This is a genomic window from Silvimonas sp. JCM 19000 (assembly GCF_054652575.1).
In genome coordinates this window covers 1-17,193 of sequence record NZ_BAAIHC010000036.1, presented here as the reverse complement: position 1 = coordinate 17,193, position 17,193 = coordinate 1, and the positions used below count along the sequence as shown (strand labels likewise).

At 61.3% G+C, this 17,193-nt stretch carries 16 protein-coding genes; 7 read left to right on the top strand and 9 right to left on the bottom strand.

The window, feature by feature from the left end:
- Positions 1–30 precede the first annotated feature (30 nt).
- From msrB to ACYQ1A_RS20370, 3 genes are all read right to left on the bottom strand, one after another.
- Positions 31–429: a peptide-methionine (R)-S-oxide reductase MsrB gene (msrB, locus tag ACYQ1A_RS20380; RefSeq protein ID WP_062225173.1), complete on the bottom strand. Its 399-nt coding sequence runs from the start codon at positions 427–429 to the stop codon at positions 31–33.
- A gap of 66 nt (positions 430–495) precedes the next feature.
- Positions 496–2,133 (bottom strand): tetratricopeptide repeat protein, encoded by a 1,638-nt coding sequence (locus ACYQ1A_RS20375; RefSeq protein ID WP_499365392.1) that lies wholly within the window; start codon positions 2,131–2,133, stop codon positions 496–498.
- 14 nt (positions 2,134–2,147) lie between these two features.
- Positions 2,148–2,954 carry an alpha/beta hydrolase gene (locus ACYQ1A_RS20370; protein ID WP_499365388.1) on the bottom strand — a complete coding sequence of 269 codons (807 nt, stop codon included), beginning with the start codon at positions 2,952–2,954 and terminating at the stop codon, positions 2,148–2,150.
- Positions 2,955–3,186: 232 nt separating this feature from the next.
- Here ACYQ1A_RS20370 and ACYQ1A_RS20365 point away from each other — a divergent pair, with 232 nt between their 5' ends.
- Positions 3,187–4,125: a TraB/GumN family protein gene (locus tag ACYQ1A_RS20365; protein WP_499365383.1), complete on the top strand. Its 939-nt coding sequence runs from the start codon at positions 3,187–3,189 to the stop codon at positions 4,123–4,125.
- A gap of 42 nt (positions 4,126–4,167) precedes the next feature.
- On the opposite strand, the gene ACYQ1A_RS20360 is transcribed toward ACYQ1A_RS20365, so the two are convergent.
- From ACYQ1A_RS20360 to ACYQ1A_RS20350, 3 genes are all read right to left on the bottom strand, one after another.
- Positions 4,168–4,536 carry a HigA family addiction module antitoxin gene (locus ACYQ1A_RS20360; protein WP_499365380.1) on the bottom strand — a complete coding sequence of 123 codons (369 nt, stop codon included), beginning with the start codon at positions 4,534–4,536 and terminating at the stop codon, positions 4,168–4,170.
- Between the two features lie 90 nt (positions 4,537–4,626).
- Positions 4,627–5,382 carry a DsbC family protein gene (locus ACYQ1A_RS20355; RefSeq protein ID WP_499365377.1) on the bottom strand — a complete coding sequence of 252 codons (756 nt, stop codon included), beginning with the start codon at positions 5,380–5,382 and terminating at the stop codon, positions 4,627–4,629.
- 9 nt (positions 5,383–5,391) lie between these two features.
- A complete protein-coding gene (locus ACYQ1A_RS20350) occupies positions 5,392–6,567 on the bottom strand; it encodes a UbiH/UbiF family hydroxylase (RefSeq protein ID WP_499365373.1) in 1,176 nt (391 codons plus the stop codon).
- 144 nt (positions 6,568–6,711) lie between these two features.
- On the opposite strand from ACYQ1A_RS20350, the gene ACYQ1A_RS20345 reads away from it, so the two are divergent.
- Both ACYQ1A_RS20345 and ACYQ1A_RS20340 read left to right on the top strand, forming a co-directional pair.
- Entirely contained in the window at positions 6,712–8,979 is a 2,268-nt protein-coding gene (locus ACYQ1A_RS20345) for a DNA internalization-related competence protein ComEC/Rec2 (RefSeq protein ID WP_499365369.1), read from the top strand.
- A 41-nt stretch (positions 8,980–9,020) separates the two neighbouring features.
- On the top strand, positions 9,021–9,806 hold the full coding sequence (locus ACYQ1A_RS20340; protein ID WP_062225104.1) for an MOSC domain-containing protein: 786 nt from the start codon (positions 9,021–9,023) through the stop codon (positions 9,804–9,806).
- A gap of 72 nt (positions 9,807–9,878) precedes the next feature.
- Here the strand turns inward: ACYQ1A_RS20340 and ACYQ1A_RS20335 are convergent, their stop codons facing one another.
- Positions 9,879–10,790, bottom strand: coding sequence for a response regulator (locus ACYQ1A_RS20335; RefSeq protein WP_499365361.1), 912 nt, complete (start codon positions 10,788–10,790; stop codon positions 9,879–9,881).
- Positions 10,791–11,203: 413 nt separating this feature from the next.
- Here ACYQ1A_RS20335 and ACYQ1A_RS20330 point away from each other — a divergent pair, with 413 nt between their 5' ends.
- Entirely contained in the window at positions 11,204–12,325 is a 1,122-nt protein-coding gene (locus ACYQ1A_RS20330) for a porin (RefSeq protein ID WP_499365356.1), read from the top strand.
- Between the two features lie 136 nt (positions 12,326–12,461).
- On the opposite strand, the gene ACYQ1A_RS20325 is transcribed toward ACYQ1A_RS20330, so the two are convergent.
- Positions 12,462–12,911: a YiiD C-terminal domain-containing protein gene (locus ACYQ1A_RS20325; RefSeq protein ID WP_499365351.1), complete on the bottom strand. Its 450-nt coding sequence runs from the start codon at positions 12,909–12,911 to the stop codon at positions 12,462–12,464.
- 27 nt (positions 12,912–12,938) lie between these two features.
- Entirely contained in the window at positions 12,939–14,330 is a 1,392-nt protein-coding gene (locus tag ACYQ1A_RS20320) for a DEAD/DEAH box helicase (RefSeq protein WP_499365347.1), read from the bottom strand.
- Positions 14,331–14,720: 390 nt separating this feature from the next.
- Between ACYQ1A_RS20320 and ACYQ1A_RS20315 the strand changes: the two genes are divergently transcribed.
- The 3 genes from ACYQ1A_RS20315 to waaF all read left to right on the top strand — a co-directional run bounded on the left by ACYQ1A_RS20315 (position 14,721) and on the right by waaF (position 16,968).
- Positions 14,721–15,644: a branched-chain amino acid transaminase gene (locus ACYQ1A_RS20315; protein ID WP_053937920.1), complete on the top strand. Its 924-nt coding sequence runs from the start codon at positions 14,721–14,723 to the stop codon at positions 15,642–15,644.
- A gap of 7 nt (positions 15,645–15,651) precedes the next feature.
- A complete protein-coding gene (locus tag ACYQ1A_RS20310; protein ID WP_053937919.1) occupies positions 15,652–15,861 on the top strand; it encodes a zinc-finger domain-containing protein in 210 nt (69 codons plus the stop codon).
- 84 nt (positions 15,862–15,945) lie between these two features.
- Complete coding sequence (waaF, locus tag ACYQ1A_RS20305) at positions 15,946–16,968, top strand: lipopolysaccharide heptosyltransferase II (protein WP_499365336.1); 1,023 nt, start codon at positions 15,946–15,948, stop codon at positions 16,966–16,968.
- Positions 16,969–17,193: the final 225 nt, after the last annotated feature.

Here is a 17,193-nt window from a genome sequence, read left to right as displayed (position 1 = left end):
GCTGTTTTTCAGAAAACTGCTGTGGCCCGCCTAGTTTTGCGGCTCAAACGTCATGGCCACCGAATTGATGCAATAACGTTCGCCGGTGGGTTCCGGACCATCAGGAAACACATGGCCCAGGTGGGCGTCGCATTGGGCGCAACGCACTTCAACCCGCTGCATGCCGTGGCTGTAATCCGAAATACGTTTGATCGAACCGGGCACCGCTTCTTCCCAAAAGCTGGGCCAACCGCAGCCCGCGTCAAACTTGGTGCCGGAATGAAACAGCAAAGCGCCGCAACAGACACAGTGGTAATCGCCGGCGTCATTGCGTTTGTACAGTTCACCGCTGAACGGGCGCTCGGTGCCGGCCTGGCGGGTGACGCGGTATTGCTCCGGCGTCAATTGGGCACGCCATTCGGCATCGGTCTTTTCTACATGATCAGTCATCGCGTTGCTCCTTAAACCGCCAGCGCGGTACTGGCCAAAGATATGGGCATGCGCGGGCAAAGCAAGTCAGGGCGTGCCCTGCGCAATATGCGCCGTCAGCGCCAGGCACAGTTCAGCCAGCACCCCCTGCCATTCGCGCGGGGCATGCTGCCGAAAGATACGCATGGAGGGATACCAGATGCTGTCGCCACATTCGCGCTGCCAGCGCCAGTCGGCATCAAAGCGGCACAACAGCCAGACCGGCTTGCCCAGCGCGCCTGCCAGATGCGCCGTGGCGGTGCACACGGTGATAACCAGATCAAACGTCAGCACCGTATCGGCCGCATCGGCCATATCGTGCCATGCGCTGGTGGCGTCGTGGACGCCTGGCGGCAAGGTGGCGGCGGGCTGAAATAACAGGCTATGCCACTGCACGCCCGCCACCTGCAATAACGGCGCCAGCAAGGCGGGTTCGATGCTGCGCAAGCGATTATCGGGTTGGGCCGCGTTGCCGTACCACGCTAGCCCAACCTGCAAAGCGGCGCGCGGCGTGTGGGGGGGCGGCGTGGCGGCGCGGAGATATGGCGCATTGTGAGCGCCGATCAAACTGCGATCGATGCGCAGGGCGGCGCCCAGCGACATCAGCGGGATATGAAAATCAAAGCCCGCCGCATCCGGCACGTGGCCGACAAACTGCAGGCCAGGCTGGGTCAGGCTTTGCTGCAGCAAGCGCAACAAGGGCTGCGGCACCCACACACAAACCACGGCAAAGTGCTGCAGCAGCAAAGGCAGAAAGCGCGCGAACTGCATTTGATCACCGAGACCTTGCTCGGGCATAACCAGCAGACGCGATCCAGCCGGCACCGCCTGGCCTTGCCACAACGGCAAGGGCGAGCTGGGCCGTGGCTTGCCCGTCGCGGCCCAACGCTGCTCATAGCCGACCCACCCCGCCAGCCAATCGCCACACAGCATATCCAGCGTTCCCAGCGCGTACGGCGTCACCGGCAGCCGCTCGATCTGCAAGGCACGCTGATAACACTGCCGCGCTGCGGTCACCTTGCCCAGCGCACGCCAGGTATTGCCAAGGTTGTGCCACGCGCGTGCGTGCTGCGGGGTATGGCGTAGCAATTGCTCATAGGCGTTGCGGGCGGCATCGAGTTGATCCAGCTCGAACAGGACACAGGCGCGGTTGTAGCGGATGTCGGCGTGCTGCGGCGCGCCCGCCTGCGCGGCATCAAAATGCCGCAACGCCGCGCCCGGTTCGCCCTGGTCCCGCAACAGATTGCCCATGTTGTAATGCGCCAGCGCGTTGTCCGGTTCCAGCCTGAGTGCCCGTTCCAGCGCGGCGCGCGCGGCATCGAAATGCTGTTGCTGCTTGAGCACATTGCCCAGATTGATGTGCAAGGCGGCCTCATCCGGCGCGATCTGCAAGGCGCGGCGCAATGCGGTTTCGGCTTCGGGCCACTGCCCAAGGCGCGCATGCAACTGGCCGGTCAGCGCCCACGCGGGCAAAGCCGCAGGCGCCAGCTTGCAGGCGCGTTGTGCCAATACCAGCGCCAGCAGCAAATCATTGCCGGCTGCCAGCAAGGTGGCGCATTGATGCAAGCGCGGCGCGGTTTCGCCCTGTTCTTCGAGCAAGCTCAGGCAGAGTGCCTCGGCCTGTTTGATATCCCCTGCTGCCACTGCGGCGCGCGCCTGCGCCCAGCGTCCGTCGTCCTGCTGCATGCCGTGTCCTGTTGTCAGCTACCGCGCGCCAGCCAGTCGTGTATGGTCTGAGCGACGCTTTCCCAGCGGTAGTCGAGCATCATGGCATGAGCAATATCCGGTAGAAAGACCGGCTCGGTCTGCCAGGTGCGGGCGGTGGCCCAGACATCGGTGACCGGGATAATCCGGTCCGCCGCTGCGCCCAGCACCAGGCAGGCGGGCGGCTGCGCTTTGCCCCAGGCCAGCCACGGTTGCGGCACCATCAGCTCGGCCAGTGCCAGCGCGGATTCGGGCTGGGCCCGATCGGCAAAACCTTGCAACGCCGCCTGCGGCAAGGCAGCAGAAAACAACAGTTCGCGCACGGTATGCAGATCGGCATCCATACGCCCCAGCCGCCACTGAAAGCGATTCAGGCCCAGCAACAAATGCGGCGAGGCCACCGCCATAAATCCGAGCGAGCCAAACAGCCCCCACGGTGCCACGCTGGCCAACAGCACCATGCTTTCCACCTCATAGTGCTGGGCATGCCGCTGAGCCAGAAATCCCCCCAGCGAATGGCCCAGCAAGACCGGCGGACGCGGCAATTGCTGCACGGCCCAGGCCAGATCAGCCTGAAAATCATTGATCGACCATTTATCCAGCGCATCACGGCCGGCACTGGCGCCATGGCCGGTCAGGCTAAGCGCATAACAGTCGTAGCCTTGCGCGGCGAACCACGGCAAAAAATTATCTTTCCAGCACCAGGCGCCGGCATAAGCGCCATGAACAAACAACAAGGGTGCGCTGGCACGCGGTGTGACGGTAGGCGGACTGTGCAAAAGTTCGAGTTCGCGCGTGGGCATGGGATCACTTTAAAGGGGGGTTAGCGCCATTGCTGACAACAGACATCAATTGCGCGTAATCAATTTCAGTCTATGCCAGATTTTTGATTGCTGCGCTGCGTGATCAGCCACCGGCCCGATTTCTTTGCCCTGATTGCGGCGCGATTGCCACACCGGCTTGCATCAAGCCAGGCCGGGCAGCGGGTATCGCTATACTAGGCCCTTTGCCGTATTGCCCCCGGAGATCGCCTTGATGCTAGCCCGTTTTGCCCGCCAGATTGCGCTGAGCGCGATGGCCTTGTTGCTACCCCTGGCGCCCGGCGTCGCCCACGCCGCCAGTGCCGCCGCCGCCGAAGCCACGCCGCGTGCGGTGTTGTGGAAGATTGAAAAAACCGGCGTGCCCGCGTCTTATCTGTTTGGCACCATCCACGTGGGCGATCCCCGCGTAACCGCCTTGAGCGAGCCGGTCAGTACCGCCTTTGCCAATGCCGAGCATGTCTATACCGAAGTGCGCATGGATTTCAGCATGATGATGGAGCTGGCCAAGAGCGTAATCCGGCCTGAGGGCGATTTGCTGTCCGACCATATCGACGCCGCGCATTACCAGAAACTGCTGCCGCAAATGGAAGCGCGCGAATATCCCGAAGTGGCCACCCGCCGTCTGTATACCTGGGCTGCCGCCATGATCATGATGTATCCGCCGCGTGAACGCGGACAGCTGCCGCTGGATTTGCTGTTGGCCAAAATGTCGGTGGAAGGTGGCAAGGATTATCAGGGACTGGAAACCATCGGCGAGCAACTCGGCTTGTTCTCCGGCATGCCCGAAGACAAACAGAAAGCCATGCTGAACACCTTGATTGACCATCCGGATGACACCGTGCGCCAGCAAACCGAGGCCGTCGATGCCTATCTGGCGCGAGACTTTGCCCGCCTGAGCAAGGTGTCGGAGCAACCGGATGCGGGCTTGTCGGCGACCGATGCGGCGTGGTTCAGTCGCTGGCTGCAAGGCCCCTTGCTGACAGATCGCAACCATCGTTTTGTGGCACGCATGCAGGACGGCCTGACCACCGGCAACGCCTTTATCGCCATCGGCGCGGCACATTTGCCCGGCAAGGAAGGCGTGATCAGTCTGCTGCGCCAGGCCGGTTACACGCTAACCCCGGTATTCGATACGCCCGCCACGCAAAAATAATCCTCGCCCCACACCAGCGACACCCCATCCGGAATACCGCACTCAGGTTTCCGGATTTTTTTTGCGTGCCCGCGGCCGCGCCGGCCCACGCTCGATGATGCGCAAACCACGCGCCCGCTCGGGCATATCGGCCTGCGCCAGATCCCATTCCATCTGCAAGCGCAGCCAGAAAGTGCGTGAGGTGCCAAGCGAATCGCTTAGCCGCAAGGCCATCAGCGGCGTGATGTCGGCGCGACCTTCAAACACGCGTAACAGCATATTGGCGTTGATGCTGAGCCGGCGCGCGGCATAGCTCAGCTCTACATTAGCCAGCCATTGCCGCAGTATCTGCCCCGGGTGCACCGGCACATAAGCGGTATTGAATGCGTACGACAGCAGGTGACGCGGGATGGCGTCGGTTTTGCTGGCCATAAAAAAATCCGGAACGGGTCAAGGTTCCGGATTTTTATTGATTTGGCATATATCTGCCTGGGGCCAGATCAAGGTTTGTTCAGACTCTGCTCAAGGCTGCGCGCCATCGGGGCCGCCCGACGCCAACATCGGCTCCAGCGCCTCTTTGGGAATCGCCCCAGAGACAATACGGCCATTGGTAAACACCAGTGCTGGCGTGCCGGTAATGGCCAGTTTCTCGCCCAGCGCCAGGTTTTTGGCAATCGGGGTGTCGCAGCTACCGGCGTTTTCCGGCAAAGCGCCCTTGTCGATCCAGGCACGCCACGCCGCATCACGATCCGGCGCGCACCAGATCAGCTTCGATTTACGCTCGGCATCCGGGTGGATATTGAGCGGAAACAAGAAGGTATAGATGGTGACGTCGGTCACGCCCGCCAGGGATTCGGTTTCCAGCTTGTGGCAAAACGGGCAATCCGGATCCGAGAACACCGCCAGCTTGCGGCTACCGTTGCCACGCACTTCCTTGAAGGCCTGCTCAAACGGCAACTTGTTGAAATCAGTCCGGTTAAGTTCCGCCATGCGCGCCTGGGTAATACTGGCGCGGTTCTTGATGTCCACCATCTCGCCGAGCAGCACATAGTCGACTTTGGCATCGACATAAATGATGGAATGGCCGTTCAGCACTACTTCGTACAAGCCCTTGACCGGCGACGGGGTCACGCTGGTGATTTCCTTGCCTTGCAGCTGCTGTGACAACTTGTCGCGTACTTGCTTGGCGGTCGGTGTTTCGGCCGCTGACGCGGTGCAGGCGGTCACGCCGATCAGGCTGGCCAGCACGGTCAAACGTGCCCATTTTGCAAACAACATGATGAGTCCTTAAGAGTTCATGGCGTGGCGCACCAATTGCTGCTTGAGCCACGTCCACTGATCAGTCAGCCCCAGCCCGAGGTTACGCAAGGGCTTGAGCAGCGAATTCTGGTTATTGAACAAGTTCTGCAGTGCGTGCGTTACGCCCTGCATTAAATAAATACTTTCGCGTCGCGCCCGCCCATAGCGCCGCAGCACCATCAGATCACCGCAGCGCGCAGAAGGTTCGGCGCGCAGCACGCGCGCCAGCTGTTCCACATCACCAAAGCCAAGGTTTACGCCCTGCCCGGCCAACGGATGCACGCCATGCGCCGCATCGCCCACCAGTGCCAGATTGGGCCGCACCAGTTCCGGCACATGCACCAGCCGCAGCGGAAATGCCGCCGCCGGTGTCAGCAATTGCAGGGCGCCGAGCGCATGCTCGCCAGCCGCTGCAACGCGCTCACACAAGGCGGCGGCGTCCAGCGCCAACAATTCAGCGCGCGTGGCGTCATTGCAGGACCAGACGATGGAAATACGATTACCCGGCAAAGGCAGATACGCCAGGATGCCGTCATCAAAAAACCATTGCCGCGCCGTACCCAGATGCGGCCGGGCGCAGGCAAAGTTGGCCACCACGCCCCACTGCTCATACGGCCGCATCTGCGCATCGATGCCCACTTGCTGGCGCACCCACGATTGCACGCCATCCGCGCCCACCACAAGCCTGCTGGACAAACGACGCCCATCGCTCAAAGTGATATTGGCACCGTCGTCCGCCAGGCTCAGCGCAGTGGATTGCACCCCGGCCAGCAGTTGCACATTGGCGGCCGCGCTGGCGGTTTGCCACAAGGCGCGTTGCAGTTCCCGCGCTTCAATAATGCGAGCCAGCTCGTCCGTACCGGCATCTGCGGCATCAAAATCGAGCCGGGCGCGGCGGTCGTCGCCGGTAATCAACATCTTGCCAACGCGCTGAGTGCGCACCGCATCCACCTGCTGCCACGCGCCAATGCCAGTCAGAAAGCGGCGGCTGGCCGGGCTGATGGCATAAATGCGGCTATCCCAGCTCGCGGCGTCCCAATCAAAGGGTGGCGCACGACCTTCCAGCACCATGACGGACAAGGCGGTATCGCGTAAAGCGCATGCCAGCGCCGCACCGACCAGGCCGCCGCCGACTATCAACACATCACAGTCATGATTTTTCATGCCCGGCAGTGTAGCAGATGGCCTTAGCGGCGCGCTGCAGGGCCAAACGACAATTCAGACCTTTCCGGGGGCGCTTGATCTGGCGCAAATCCGCGCTGAGGCACGCTTGGCTCAGCCCCCGAACGGCGCGCAGGCTCTGCCGCCATGACCGCTCTCTACCCCTATGCCCTGCTCGCCCTGATTGGTGGAATCTGCGCCGTGGCGGTGCTGCCGGCGCTGCTGCCACTGTGGTTGGCCTTGCTGCTGTTACTGGCCGCCCTCGGCATCGGCGCCATTGCGTTCTGGCGTCGGCGGCCGGTGCCCGTTGTGGCATGCCTGCTGGGCTTCTGCTTGCTGGGCTTTGCCTATGCCCAGCTGCGTGCGCATCTGCGCCTGAGCGAACGGCTCAGCAGCGCGGACGAAGGCCGTGCACGTGTCGTTGAGGGTTATATCAGCGGCCTGCCGCGCAGCGAGCACTATGGCCACAGCTTTGTGCTGGTCACGCAAACAACCGACTTGCCCCGCCGCATTGCGGTGCAATGGTATGGCCGCCATCCGGAACCGGTCACCGGCAGTCGCTGGCGCTTTACGCTCAAACTCAAGCGCCCGCACGGCCAGCAAAATCCGGGAGGTTTCGATCAGGAAGCGTGGATGCTGCAGCAACATCTGGGCGCCAGCGCCAGCGTCATAACCGGCACGCGGCTGCCCGGCCTGGCGTGGCAAAGCGGCATTGATCAAGTGCGCGCGTCGATTGCCGCACGTGTCCAGACGGTTCTGGCTGGGGCACCTTATGCCGGTGTAATCGTCGCCGAAGCCATCGGCGAGCGACAGCATATCGATGCCGCGTTGTGGGATCGCTTTGCCGCCAGTGGCACGTCCCATTTGCTGGTGATCTCTGGCCTGCATATCTCGATGGTGGCCGGGTTGGTCGGCACCTTGCTCGGGCGGCTGCTACCTGCCATCGCGCCGTGGGCGCAACGGTTGCGCTTGCCCGTGTGGCGGCTGGCCGGTGGCTGGAGCGCTGCATTGTTATATAGCGTGCTGGCGGGCCTGAGCATCCCCACCCAACGCGCGCTGCTGATGCTGAGCGTGGCGGTGCTCTGCATCTTGTCCGGTCAGCGCTGGGCAGCCGGTACCAGCTGGCTGCTTGTGCTGGCGGTGGTGCTGCTGTTTGACCCGTTCGCGGCGGGCGCGGCGGGATTGTGGTTGTCCTTTCTCGCCGTCGGCGGCTTGCTCTGGCTGGGCGGCAATCGGCTGGCGCCCTTACGTGGCTGGCGCAATGCGGGCCGCACCGAACTGGCCGCCACGCTCGCCACCTTGCCGGTGCTGCTTTATCTATATGGTCGCTTGCCTCTGGTGTCGCCGTTGGCTAATGCCATCGCAGTGCCCATGGTCAGTCTGCTGGTGGTACCGCTCACCTTGCTGGGCCTGCTCGATCCCACGGGCTATGCCTTGCGCGCCGCCGAACGCGTGTTTGCACTCACCGACTGGCTGATCACCCAGGCCGTCACGGTTGTGCCCGCCCCATGGCTGACCCCTCCGCCCGCCTGGACCTTGCTGCCCGCCGCGCTCGGCGTGCTGTTGGCGCTCTGCCCACGCGGCATGCCGGGCCGCCTGTGCGCCGTGGTTTTTTTGCTGCCGCTGTGGGTGGCCAAACCGCCCCGTATCGCAGTTGGCCAGTTTCGTGCCACGGTGATCGATGTCGGCCAGGGTCTGGCGGTGTTGCTGCAAACGCACGAACACACGCTGCTGTTTGATACCGGCCGCCCGGGCCAGGCCGAATATGCCTTGCTGCCCGTATTGCGACGTTATGGCGTGCAGCAACTGGATCGCCTGGTCATCTCGCATGCCGATAACGACCATGCGGGCAGCGTCGCCCCCTTGCTGGCCGCCGTGCCGGTCGCCGATATCTATGGCAGCCTGGCGCCCAATGCGGCCGCCCTGCAAAAACGCACACAGCGGCTTTGCCTGGCGGGCCAGAGCTGGGAATGGGATGGCGTCACGTTCAATATGCTATGGCCGCCCCCGGGCAGCGTGGCTGCGGACGCGAATTCCGGGTCCTGCGTGCTGGAAATCGTCAGCGCCGACACGCGCATGCTGATCCCGGCCGATATCGGCAGAGCGCAGGAGGCCGTTCTGTTGCAACAGCAGGCGTTGCCGCAATACGACGTGGTCATCGCCGGGCACCACGGCAGCAAAACCTCATCTTCACAAGAATTTGTAGCTGCCACTCAACCTGCCTGGGTGGTCTTTTCCGCGGGCTATCTCAACCGTTTTCATCATCCCCGCCCCGAAATCGAACAGCGTTATGCTGCGGCTGGCAGCAAGGCGCTGCGTACCGATCACGATGGCGCCATCATGATTGATTCCGGCTCCCCCACCCGGGTCCAGGCGTGGCGCGACATACGGCCGCGCTATTGGTTTACACGCTAGCGGGGGCTGATTATGCTGCCGGGCGCTAACCGGAGAACGCCATGCCCACGCTCGACGCTTTGTACTATTACCCGATCAAATCCATCGCTGGCATCACGCTGGATGAAACTTCGATTTCCCCGTTGGGATTGCCGCATGACCGGGCGTGGATGGTGTCTGATCTGGATGGCCGCCTGGTCACCGGGCGCGAGCACCCCGAGCTGGTGCAGGTTCATGCTGAGGTCGGCGTTGGCACGTTGACGTTGCGGGCGCCGGGCCTACCCGAATTAGTGGTCGATCTGGCGCAGTTTGAGCAAGCGCATCCCGCTTCGGTGTGGAAAGACAACTTCAGCGCATGGGCCGGTGCCGCCGCAGCGGATGACTGGTTCAGCCAATATCTGGGGCGGCCGGTGCGCCTGTTGGCCACCAACGACACGCAACGCCGTGTGCGCAGTGCGCCCGATGTGCCTTTGTCGTTTGCCGATGGCTATCCGCTGCTCTTGATTGGTGAAGCTTCGCGCCGCGAACTGAGTGACTGGGTGGGGCGCGATCTGGCCATGGCGCGCTTCCGTCCCAACCTGGTGATCAACGACGCGCCCGCCTTTGCCGAAGATGGCTGGAAGCGTATTCGTATTGGTGACGTTATCCTGCGCATCGCCAAGCCCTGTGGTCGCTGTGTATTCACCACGGTCGACCCGGTCACGGCGCAGAAGTCTGCCGACCAGGAACCCTTGCGCACGCTGGCCAAACGGCGCAAAGGCCCGGAAGGCGCGGAGTTTGGTCAGAACGTGATCGCCGAAACCAGCGGGGTATTGCGTGTGGGCATGCCGGTCGAGATTCTGGAATAGCTGCCGCCGCGCGCTGCAAATAAAAATGAGGGCCGCTGCCCTCATTATTTTTTTACGCCGTGCGCCAGCACATCACCCTTTGCTGACGCGGGCCACCACCTGATTGCCGTTGCCCTGGTATTCGATTTGATCAAACGACAGCATCCGCGCCATCGAAATGCCGCGGCCGTGCGGATCAAACGCACGCTCCGGCGAGAATTCAAGAAAGGGCCGCCAATCAAAGCCCTCGCCCTGATCGGTGATGGTGACGGTGATTTCGTCGGCGCTGCGCACAAAGTTCACATGCACCTGGCGCGATGAATACGCCGGATTGGCTAGCCGCGCCTCGATTTCATCCTGCCAGCGCCCTTGTTGCAACAAGCGGGTTTTCTCGGAATAACGGATGGCCAGGTTGCCATGTTCGACGGCGTTGACCAGCAGTTCCGACAAGCCCAGCGCCACGCGTTGCGGTTCCGGGCAGGCATGTGACAGCACCAGAGTCAGTTGCCGCGCTTCTTCCAGGGTGCGGAAACAGAATTCGCCGCGCACCAGCAAACCATAGCTACCGGCCTGGCTGACCAGTTGCTGCTCCAGCTGGCGCTTCTCTTTATAGAAGTCGACCGCGGCGCCCACGATAGCCAGCAACATATCGCGCTGGAACGGCTTGATCAGATAGTAATAAGCGCCGGCGGCCAGGCCTTCGCGCACGTTCTCCGCCGCACCAACGGCGGTTTGCATGATCACCGGCACCTGCAACAGTTCGGGCTGTTGTTTCAGCCGCGCCAGCAAGGCCATGCCGTCCATGCGCGGCATCATGCGGTCGAGCAGGATGGCATCAAAGCCGCGATCGCGCGCCAGCAAATCCCACGCGGCCTCGCCATCCTCGGCCGTCACCACTTCATAGTTGGCATCGGCAAGGTGTTCGCTCAGGATCTCCAGGTTGAACGGCTCGTCATCGACAATCAGCAAACGCGGTTTGCGCTCGGCGGAACCCGCTTCCATCATTCAATTTCCTCCCGCGGCCCGGGCCGCAAAACCGCGCAGCCGCGCGATTTTATGTCTATGTTCAAACCGTTATCTGCTTGACCAAAATCAATTCGATTTCCGGTTTAATCTGAATCAGTGCAAAACATTAAGGCATGCCGCGTTGGATGAACAGCGTATGTACGATACGCTACGCATCACTATCGTCATTTTCCTACGTTTTGTCGGCAGATATTGCCGGTTTCAGACGATTCTCCTTCCGAATATAACACGCACGTGCGTAGTGCGAGTTTCGCCAAAAATTCCGTAAAAATTCACATATTGGTGCGGGCATTAGTTACGGGCGTATGACACACCCCCTCCTTAAACTGCCTTCCAGGTTGCGGTTACAACCGTTCAGCCTAATAGACGGACAGCACAAAGGAGAAACTAATATGAAAACCAAATACATCGCAGTCGCTATCTCTCTGGCCCTCGGCGCAGGCGCCGCTTTCGCCGACGTAACCATCGACGGTAACGTCGAAGGTGGCGTGCAATGGCTGAAGGCTGGCGATTCCAAAGCCGCTGGCATTACCTATGACGCAGTAATCGGCGTGTCCGGCAGCGACAAGCTGGACGCAGGTGGCAAGCTGATCTGGCGTGTTGAGCAAGAAGTGCTGAACACCCAAAGCGGCCGTACCCAAGGTGGTCAATCCAACTGGGGCAACCGTCAGGCTTATATCGGTCTGAGCGGTGACTACGGTACTTTCCGTTCGGGTAACATCACCACCCCGACCTACGACGCGCTCGACGCCACCTACGGTGACACCGGTGCTGAATGGCTGGCACGTGACTACGCGTTTGGTCAGTCCAACTACGCTCGTTCCACCTTCCGCTACGACACACCGGACATCTACGGCCTGCAAGCTTCTGCTGCCTACCTGCTCGAAGATCAAAGCAAGAGCGGCAACAAGGGCTACGACGTTGCAGCCAACTACAAGTGGAACGGCCTCGGCATCCAGGGTACGTACCAACGTCGCTTTAACATCGACAACAACGACGTGCTGTCTGACGGCGTGAATTCCGTACCTGCTGCGGCTGGTACCAGCCTGTGGGGCAACGCCGCGACCACCGGTCCGGACAGCATCAACTGGTACGCTGGCGCCAACTACAAGCTGGCTGACGGCTTCGGTCTGGGTGGCGGCTTCAAGCGCGCTCAACTGAGCAACGATGGCAGCGAAATCCGTCAAGACATGTGGCTGGCTCAAGGTACTTACCAGTACGGCAAGCACGGCTTCTACCTGACCTACTTCAACCTGGGCAACATCAAGGGCCAAGGCACCAACTTCACCAACGGCGGTGAGATTGGCGATAGCGGTTCGCAAGCTGTTGATGCTCGCTACAACTACAACCTGTCCAAGCACTCGATCGCCTTTGTTGACGCGCGTTACGTCAAGAACGACGACAATGGCTCGGTCAGCGCTGACAACGACGCCTTCTACACCGGTTCCACCGGCAGCACCGGCGCCGGTCAAAACAGCTACCGCCTGATGGGTGGCCTGAAGACCTGGTTCTAACCTTTACCGGTTAGCGCTGCCGTCTGAGCATGTAGCAAATAAAAAACGGGGCAATCGCCCCGTTTTTTTTCGTCCCCGATTTCTGCATATATAGATTGCGCATCAGCGATCACCCATATTGGCGAATCAAACCGCGTTACAAGCGCACCGCCACATAGCGCCCGGCAAATTGCGCCGCCGTCATCGCTGGATCATCCACCGCGCTGATGGTCACTTCGACCGCCAGCCGCGCCGGTCGGCCCCGCGCCAACGTGTTATTCAATTTGAGGATTGCATCAGCGGAAACCGGCGCCACTTGCGCGCGCAAAGCAGACTGCAACGGCCGCACAAAATCAGTGCTGCCGTGCTGGATGACTACATCGACGGGCAGATCGGCCCAGACATTCACCGCCATCCAGCCCGCGATGGTGGCCAGGCTGGAAATGCTGGCGCCAAAAGCGGTGCCATGATCATTGCGGTTAGGAGCAAACGGCGCATGCAACTGCCAGTGTTCGGCAGTGCCCTGCACCGTCACGCCCATGGCGGCCAGTAGCGGAAAACCCTCTACCAGCCGCTGCTGCCAGGCTAAAGCAAACGGACTCGACATCGCGTTCGTCATCGGCCGGGCGCGCAATCAGCCTTGATTGACCGGGTAGCGCGGTGGCAAGAACAAGGCGGCAATCTGCTTGGGACGTGCCTGGCTCAATGGCGCATCCGGAATCTCGCGTTGCCGGGCCAGCGCAGCGCCATTGCCGGTTAAACCATTGCCGGTCAAGCCTGCGCCACGCGGCGTCGCCAATACCGGAGCCGGATTGGCCCGCGGCGCTGGCGTTGCGGCACGCGTCGGGCGCGGCGCGGGTGCCGGTGCTTCAGCGCGCGTGGTGCCCGGCGAGTAACCCGGAACCGGCGTCAGTTGCGTGTTCTTTTTGATCAGCTTCTGGATGCCCTGCAGCGCTTTTTCTTCGCCCGGATCAACCAGCGAAATCGCCACACCCTTGGCGCCCGCGCGACCGGTACGGCCGATGCGGTGCACGTAATCTTCAGGGTTGTTAGGCAATTCAAAGTTGACCACAAACGGCAGTTCGGAAATATCCAGACCGCGCGCTGCGACATCGGTCGCCACCATCACCTTGATGCGGTTTTCCTTGAACGCCGCCAGCGCTTCCAGGCGCGAGCGTTGGTCACGGTCACCGTGAATTGCTTCCACCGAAAAACCATCGCGCTTGAGATTGCGCGCCAGTTGGTCGGCGTTCTGCTTGGTGCGGGTAAACACAATCACCTGCGGCATGTCATGCGTGCGGATCAGATGCGCCAGCAAAGCATGCTTGCGCCCGGTTTCGCACGGATGCAGCAATTGTTCGACGTTATCGTTGGTGGCGTTTTGCCGTGCCACTTCGATCACCACCGGCTCGGTCAGAAAATCCGCCGCCAGCTTTTTGATCTCAGGCGAGAACGTGGCCGAGAACAGCAAGGTTTGCTTGCGGTTGGTCAGCATGCTGATGATCTTGCGGATATCCAGAATAAAGCCCATGTCGAGCATGCGGTCGGCTTCGTCCAGCACCAGCATTTCCACCATCGACAGATTGATGGTCTTTTGCTGGATGTGATCGAGCAGACGGCCCGGTGTGGCCACCAGCAGTTCAGTGCCGGCGCGCAAGGCGGGGATCTGGGCATTCATGTCTACGCCGCCAAACACCACATGGCTGCGCAGCGGCAAATGCTTGCCATAAGTTTTGACCGATTCGTAGACCTGATCGGCCAGCTCACGGGTTGGGGTCAGAATCAGCGCGCGCACCGGATGGCGTGCGGGCGAACTGCTGGTGTTGGCGTGTGCGGCCAGGCGGGTGAGGATAGGCAGCGTAAACGCCGCCGTTTTACCAGTACCGGTCTGGGCCGCGCCCAGCACATCTTGACCACCCAGGATCACGGGAATCGCCTGTGCCTGGATCGGTGTCGGGGTTTCATAGCCCTGTTCTACAACGGCTTTGAGCACCGCTGGCGCAAGCCCGAGCTCTGCAAATGTCATCCTGAACCTGCTCCCACGGATGTTGGATTTTGTCGATGCCCGGGAAACCCCAAGCGAATCAACGAGTTTAACAGAAAATAATGAAGGCTGGCCGTGAAGGTCTGGCCAAGCGACTACATCAGCCGCCTTGTTCCCTGCACCGGAGCTCGCGCCACAGCCTACGCCCCTGATGTTGCAGGCAAAATCGCGCCGCCCGGCGGCAGGCGCAACATCGATGCATGGACCGACGGCCGCCGCAATCCGCCACACATGGTTGAGCGGCGCAATTTCTGCCCTTGCCCAGCACCCGCACCGCGTATCACACGCTACATCGCCACAGTGGAGGTAGCCCGGCCGCTTCGGTTACAATCACCCACTTTCCGATTATCCGAGCAGGCAGGAGAAGCACCCATGTCGATGGCCGACCGCGATGGCGTCATCTGGTACGACGGCAAACTGGTACCGTGGCGCGAAGCGACCACCCATGTTTTAACCCATACCCTGCACTATGGTCTGGGCGTGTTTGAAGGCGTGCGCGCTTACGAAACCCCCAACGGCCCGGCGATTTTCCGCCTGCAAGACCATACCGATCGCCTGTTCCGCTCGGCGCACATCCTGGGTATGGCGCTGCCATTCAGCAAAGACGAACTCAACGCCGCTTCGATTGCCGTGGTCAAAGAGAACGGTCTGCAATCGTGTTATATGCGCCCGATGGCCTTTTATGGTCCGGGCAAGCTGGGCGTGGCCCCGCCGGCAAACGACGTGCACATCATCGTCGGCGCCTGGCCGTGGGGTGCTTATCTGGGCACCGAAGGCCTGGAAAAAGGCATCCGCGTCAAAACCTCGTCGTTTACCCGCCATCACGTCAACATCACGATGTGCAAGGCCAAGGCTAACGGCAACTACATGAACTCCATCCTGGCCAACACCGAAGCCACGCGTGACGGCTACGATGAAGCATTGCTGCTGGATAACGAAGGTTATGTGGCGGAAGGCTCGGGCGAAAATGTGTTTATCGTGCGTAAGGGCAAGATCTACACACCGGATCTGACCAGCGCACTGGAAGGCATCACGCGTGACACCATCGTGCAACTGGCCGAAGAATTCGGCTTGCAAGTGATCGAAAAACGCATCACCCGCGACGAAGTCTACACCGCCGATGAAGCGTTCTTTACCGGCACTGCTGCTGAAGTCACGCCGATCCGCGAACTGGACGGCCGCACCATAGGCGCCGGCACCCGTGGTCCGATCACCGAAAAACTGCAAAAGCGTTACTTCGACTGCGTGAAAGGCCTGGCCGCTGACCACAGCGAATGGCTTACCTACGTCAAGTGAGAACAGCATGACCACGACGCTCAAAGACAACACCCAACGCGAAATCGAAATTGTGGCCAGCGATTTGCCGCTGCACTGCCCGATGCCGGACATGATGAAATGGAACGCGCACCCGCGCGTGTTCTTGCCGATCGAAAAGACCGGTGAGGCGCTGTGTCCGTATTGCGGCACCCGTTATCGCATCAAGGCGGGCGAAGTCCTTAAAGGCCACCACTAAGACGGTGAGCTTGCGTAAACAAAACGGCGCCTGGCGCCGTTTTGTCGTTTGCAGTCCATCGCGCCGAAACCCAGCGGAACCCGCATGAAAAAAATCCTGATCGTCGCCCCGGCCTGGGTCGGCGACGCCATCATGGCCCAGCCTTTATATCGTCGGCTGGCCGCGCGTTATCCCGGTGTGCAGATCGACGTCTACGCGCCCGCCTGGACACGCCCGGTGCATGCGCGCATGCCCGAAATCCACGCGACAATCGATAATCCGTTTGCCCATGGCAGCCTGCGCTTGTTGCAACGCGCCAGCGAAGGCCGGCGTTTGCGCGTGCAAGGCTACGACCAGGCGATTGTGCTGCCCAACTCGTTCAAATCGGCGCTGGTGCCGTGGTTTGCCGGCATCCGCACCCGCACCGGCTGGGCGCGCGAAGGCCGCAGTCTGATCATGAATGACACCCGGGTGCTTGATCCGGTGGCCTTGCCGCAGATGGTGGAGCGCTTTGCCGCGCTGGCGCAAGATGCGCATCAGTCTTTGCAGCGGCCGGTGGAGCATCCACAACTGAAGGTCGATGACGCCTCGCGCCAGGCAGCGCTGAACAAGCTGCAACTGCAGGCCGACCGTCCCATCGTCGCCTGTTGCCCCGGCGCCGAGTACGGCCCGGCCAAGCGCTGGCCTGCGGTCCATTTTGCCGCCCTCGCCCGCATGCGCATGGCGTTGGGCGAGCAGGTCTGGTTGTTTGGCTCGAAAAAAGATGACGAAATCGCCAGCGAAATCGCCGCCCTCGCCCCCGGCGCGGTCAATCTGTGCGGCCAGACCAGTCTGGCAGAAGCGATTGATCTGATGTCACTGGCGCGCGTGGTGGTGGCCAATGATTCGGGCTTGATGCATGTGGCGGCGGCGCTGGATCGGCCGCTGGTAGCGATTTATGGCTCCAGTTCGCCCGGCTTTACCCCACCGCTGTCCAACCGGGCCGAGATCGTCACGCTCGATCTGGACTGCAGCCCGTGCTTTGAGCGCGTCTGCCCGCTGGGGCATATGAATTGCCTTAACCAGCTGGAAGCGCCGCTGGCCAACAAGGCCATCGAAAAACTGCTGTTGCTGGGCGCGCATACGTAACCATCAGCAATGCATGGGGTGGGTCTGGACCCACCGACCAAAGCCGATAAAAGTGTTGCGAGCGGCTGCAATTTTCTCGTTGGCATTGAATAGTGGGTCACGACCCACCCTATAAGACAGCGCCAAACCAGCGCATAGGGTGGGTCTGGACCCAGCGACCAAAGCCGATAAACGTGTTGCGAGCGGCTGCAATTTTCTCGTTGGCATTGAATGGTGGGTCACGAA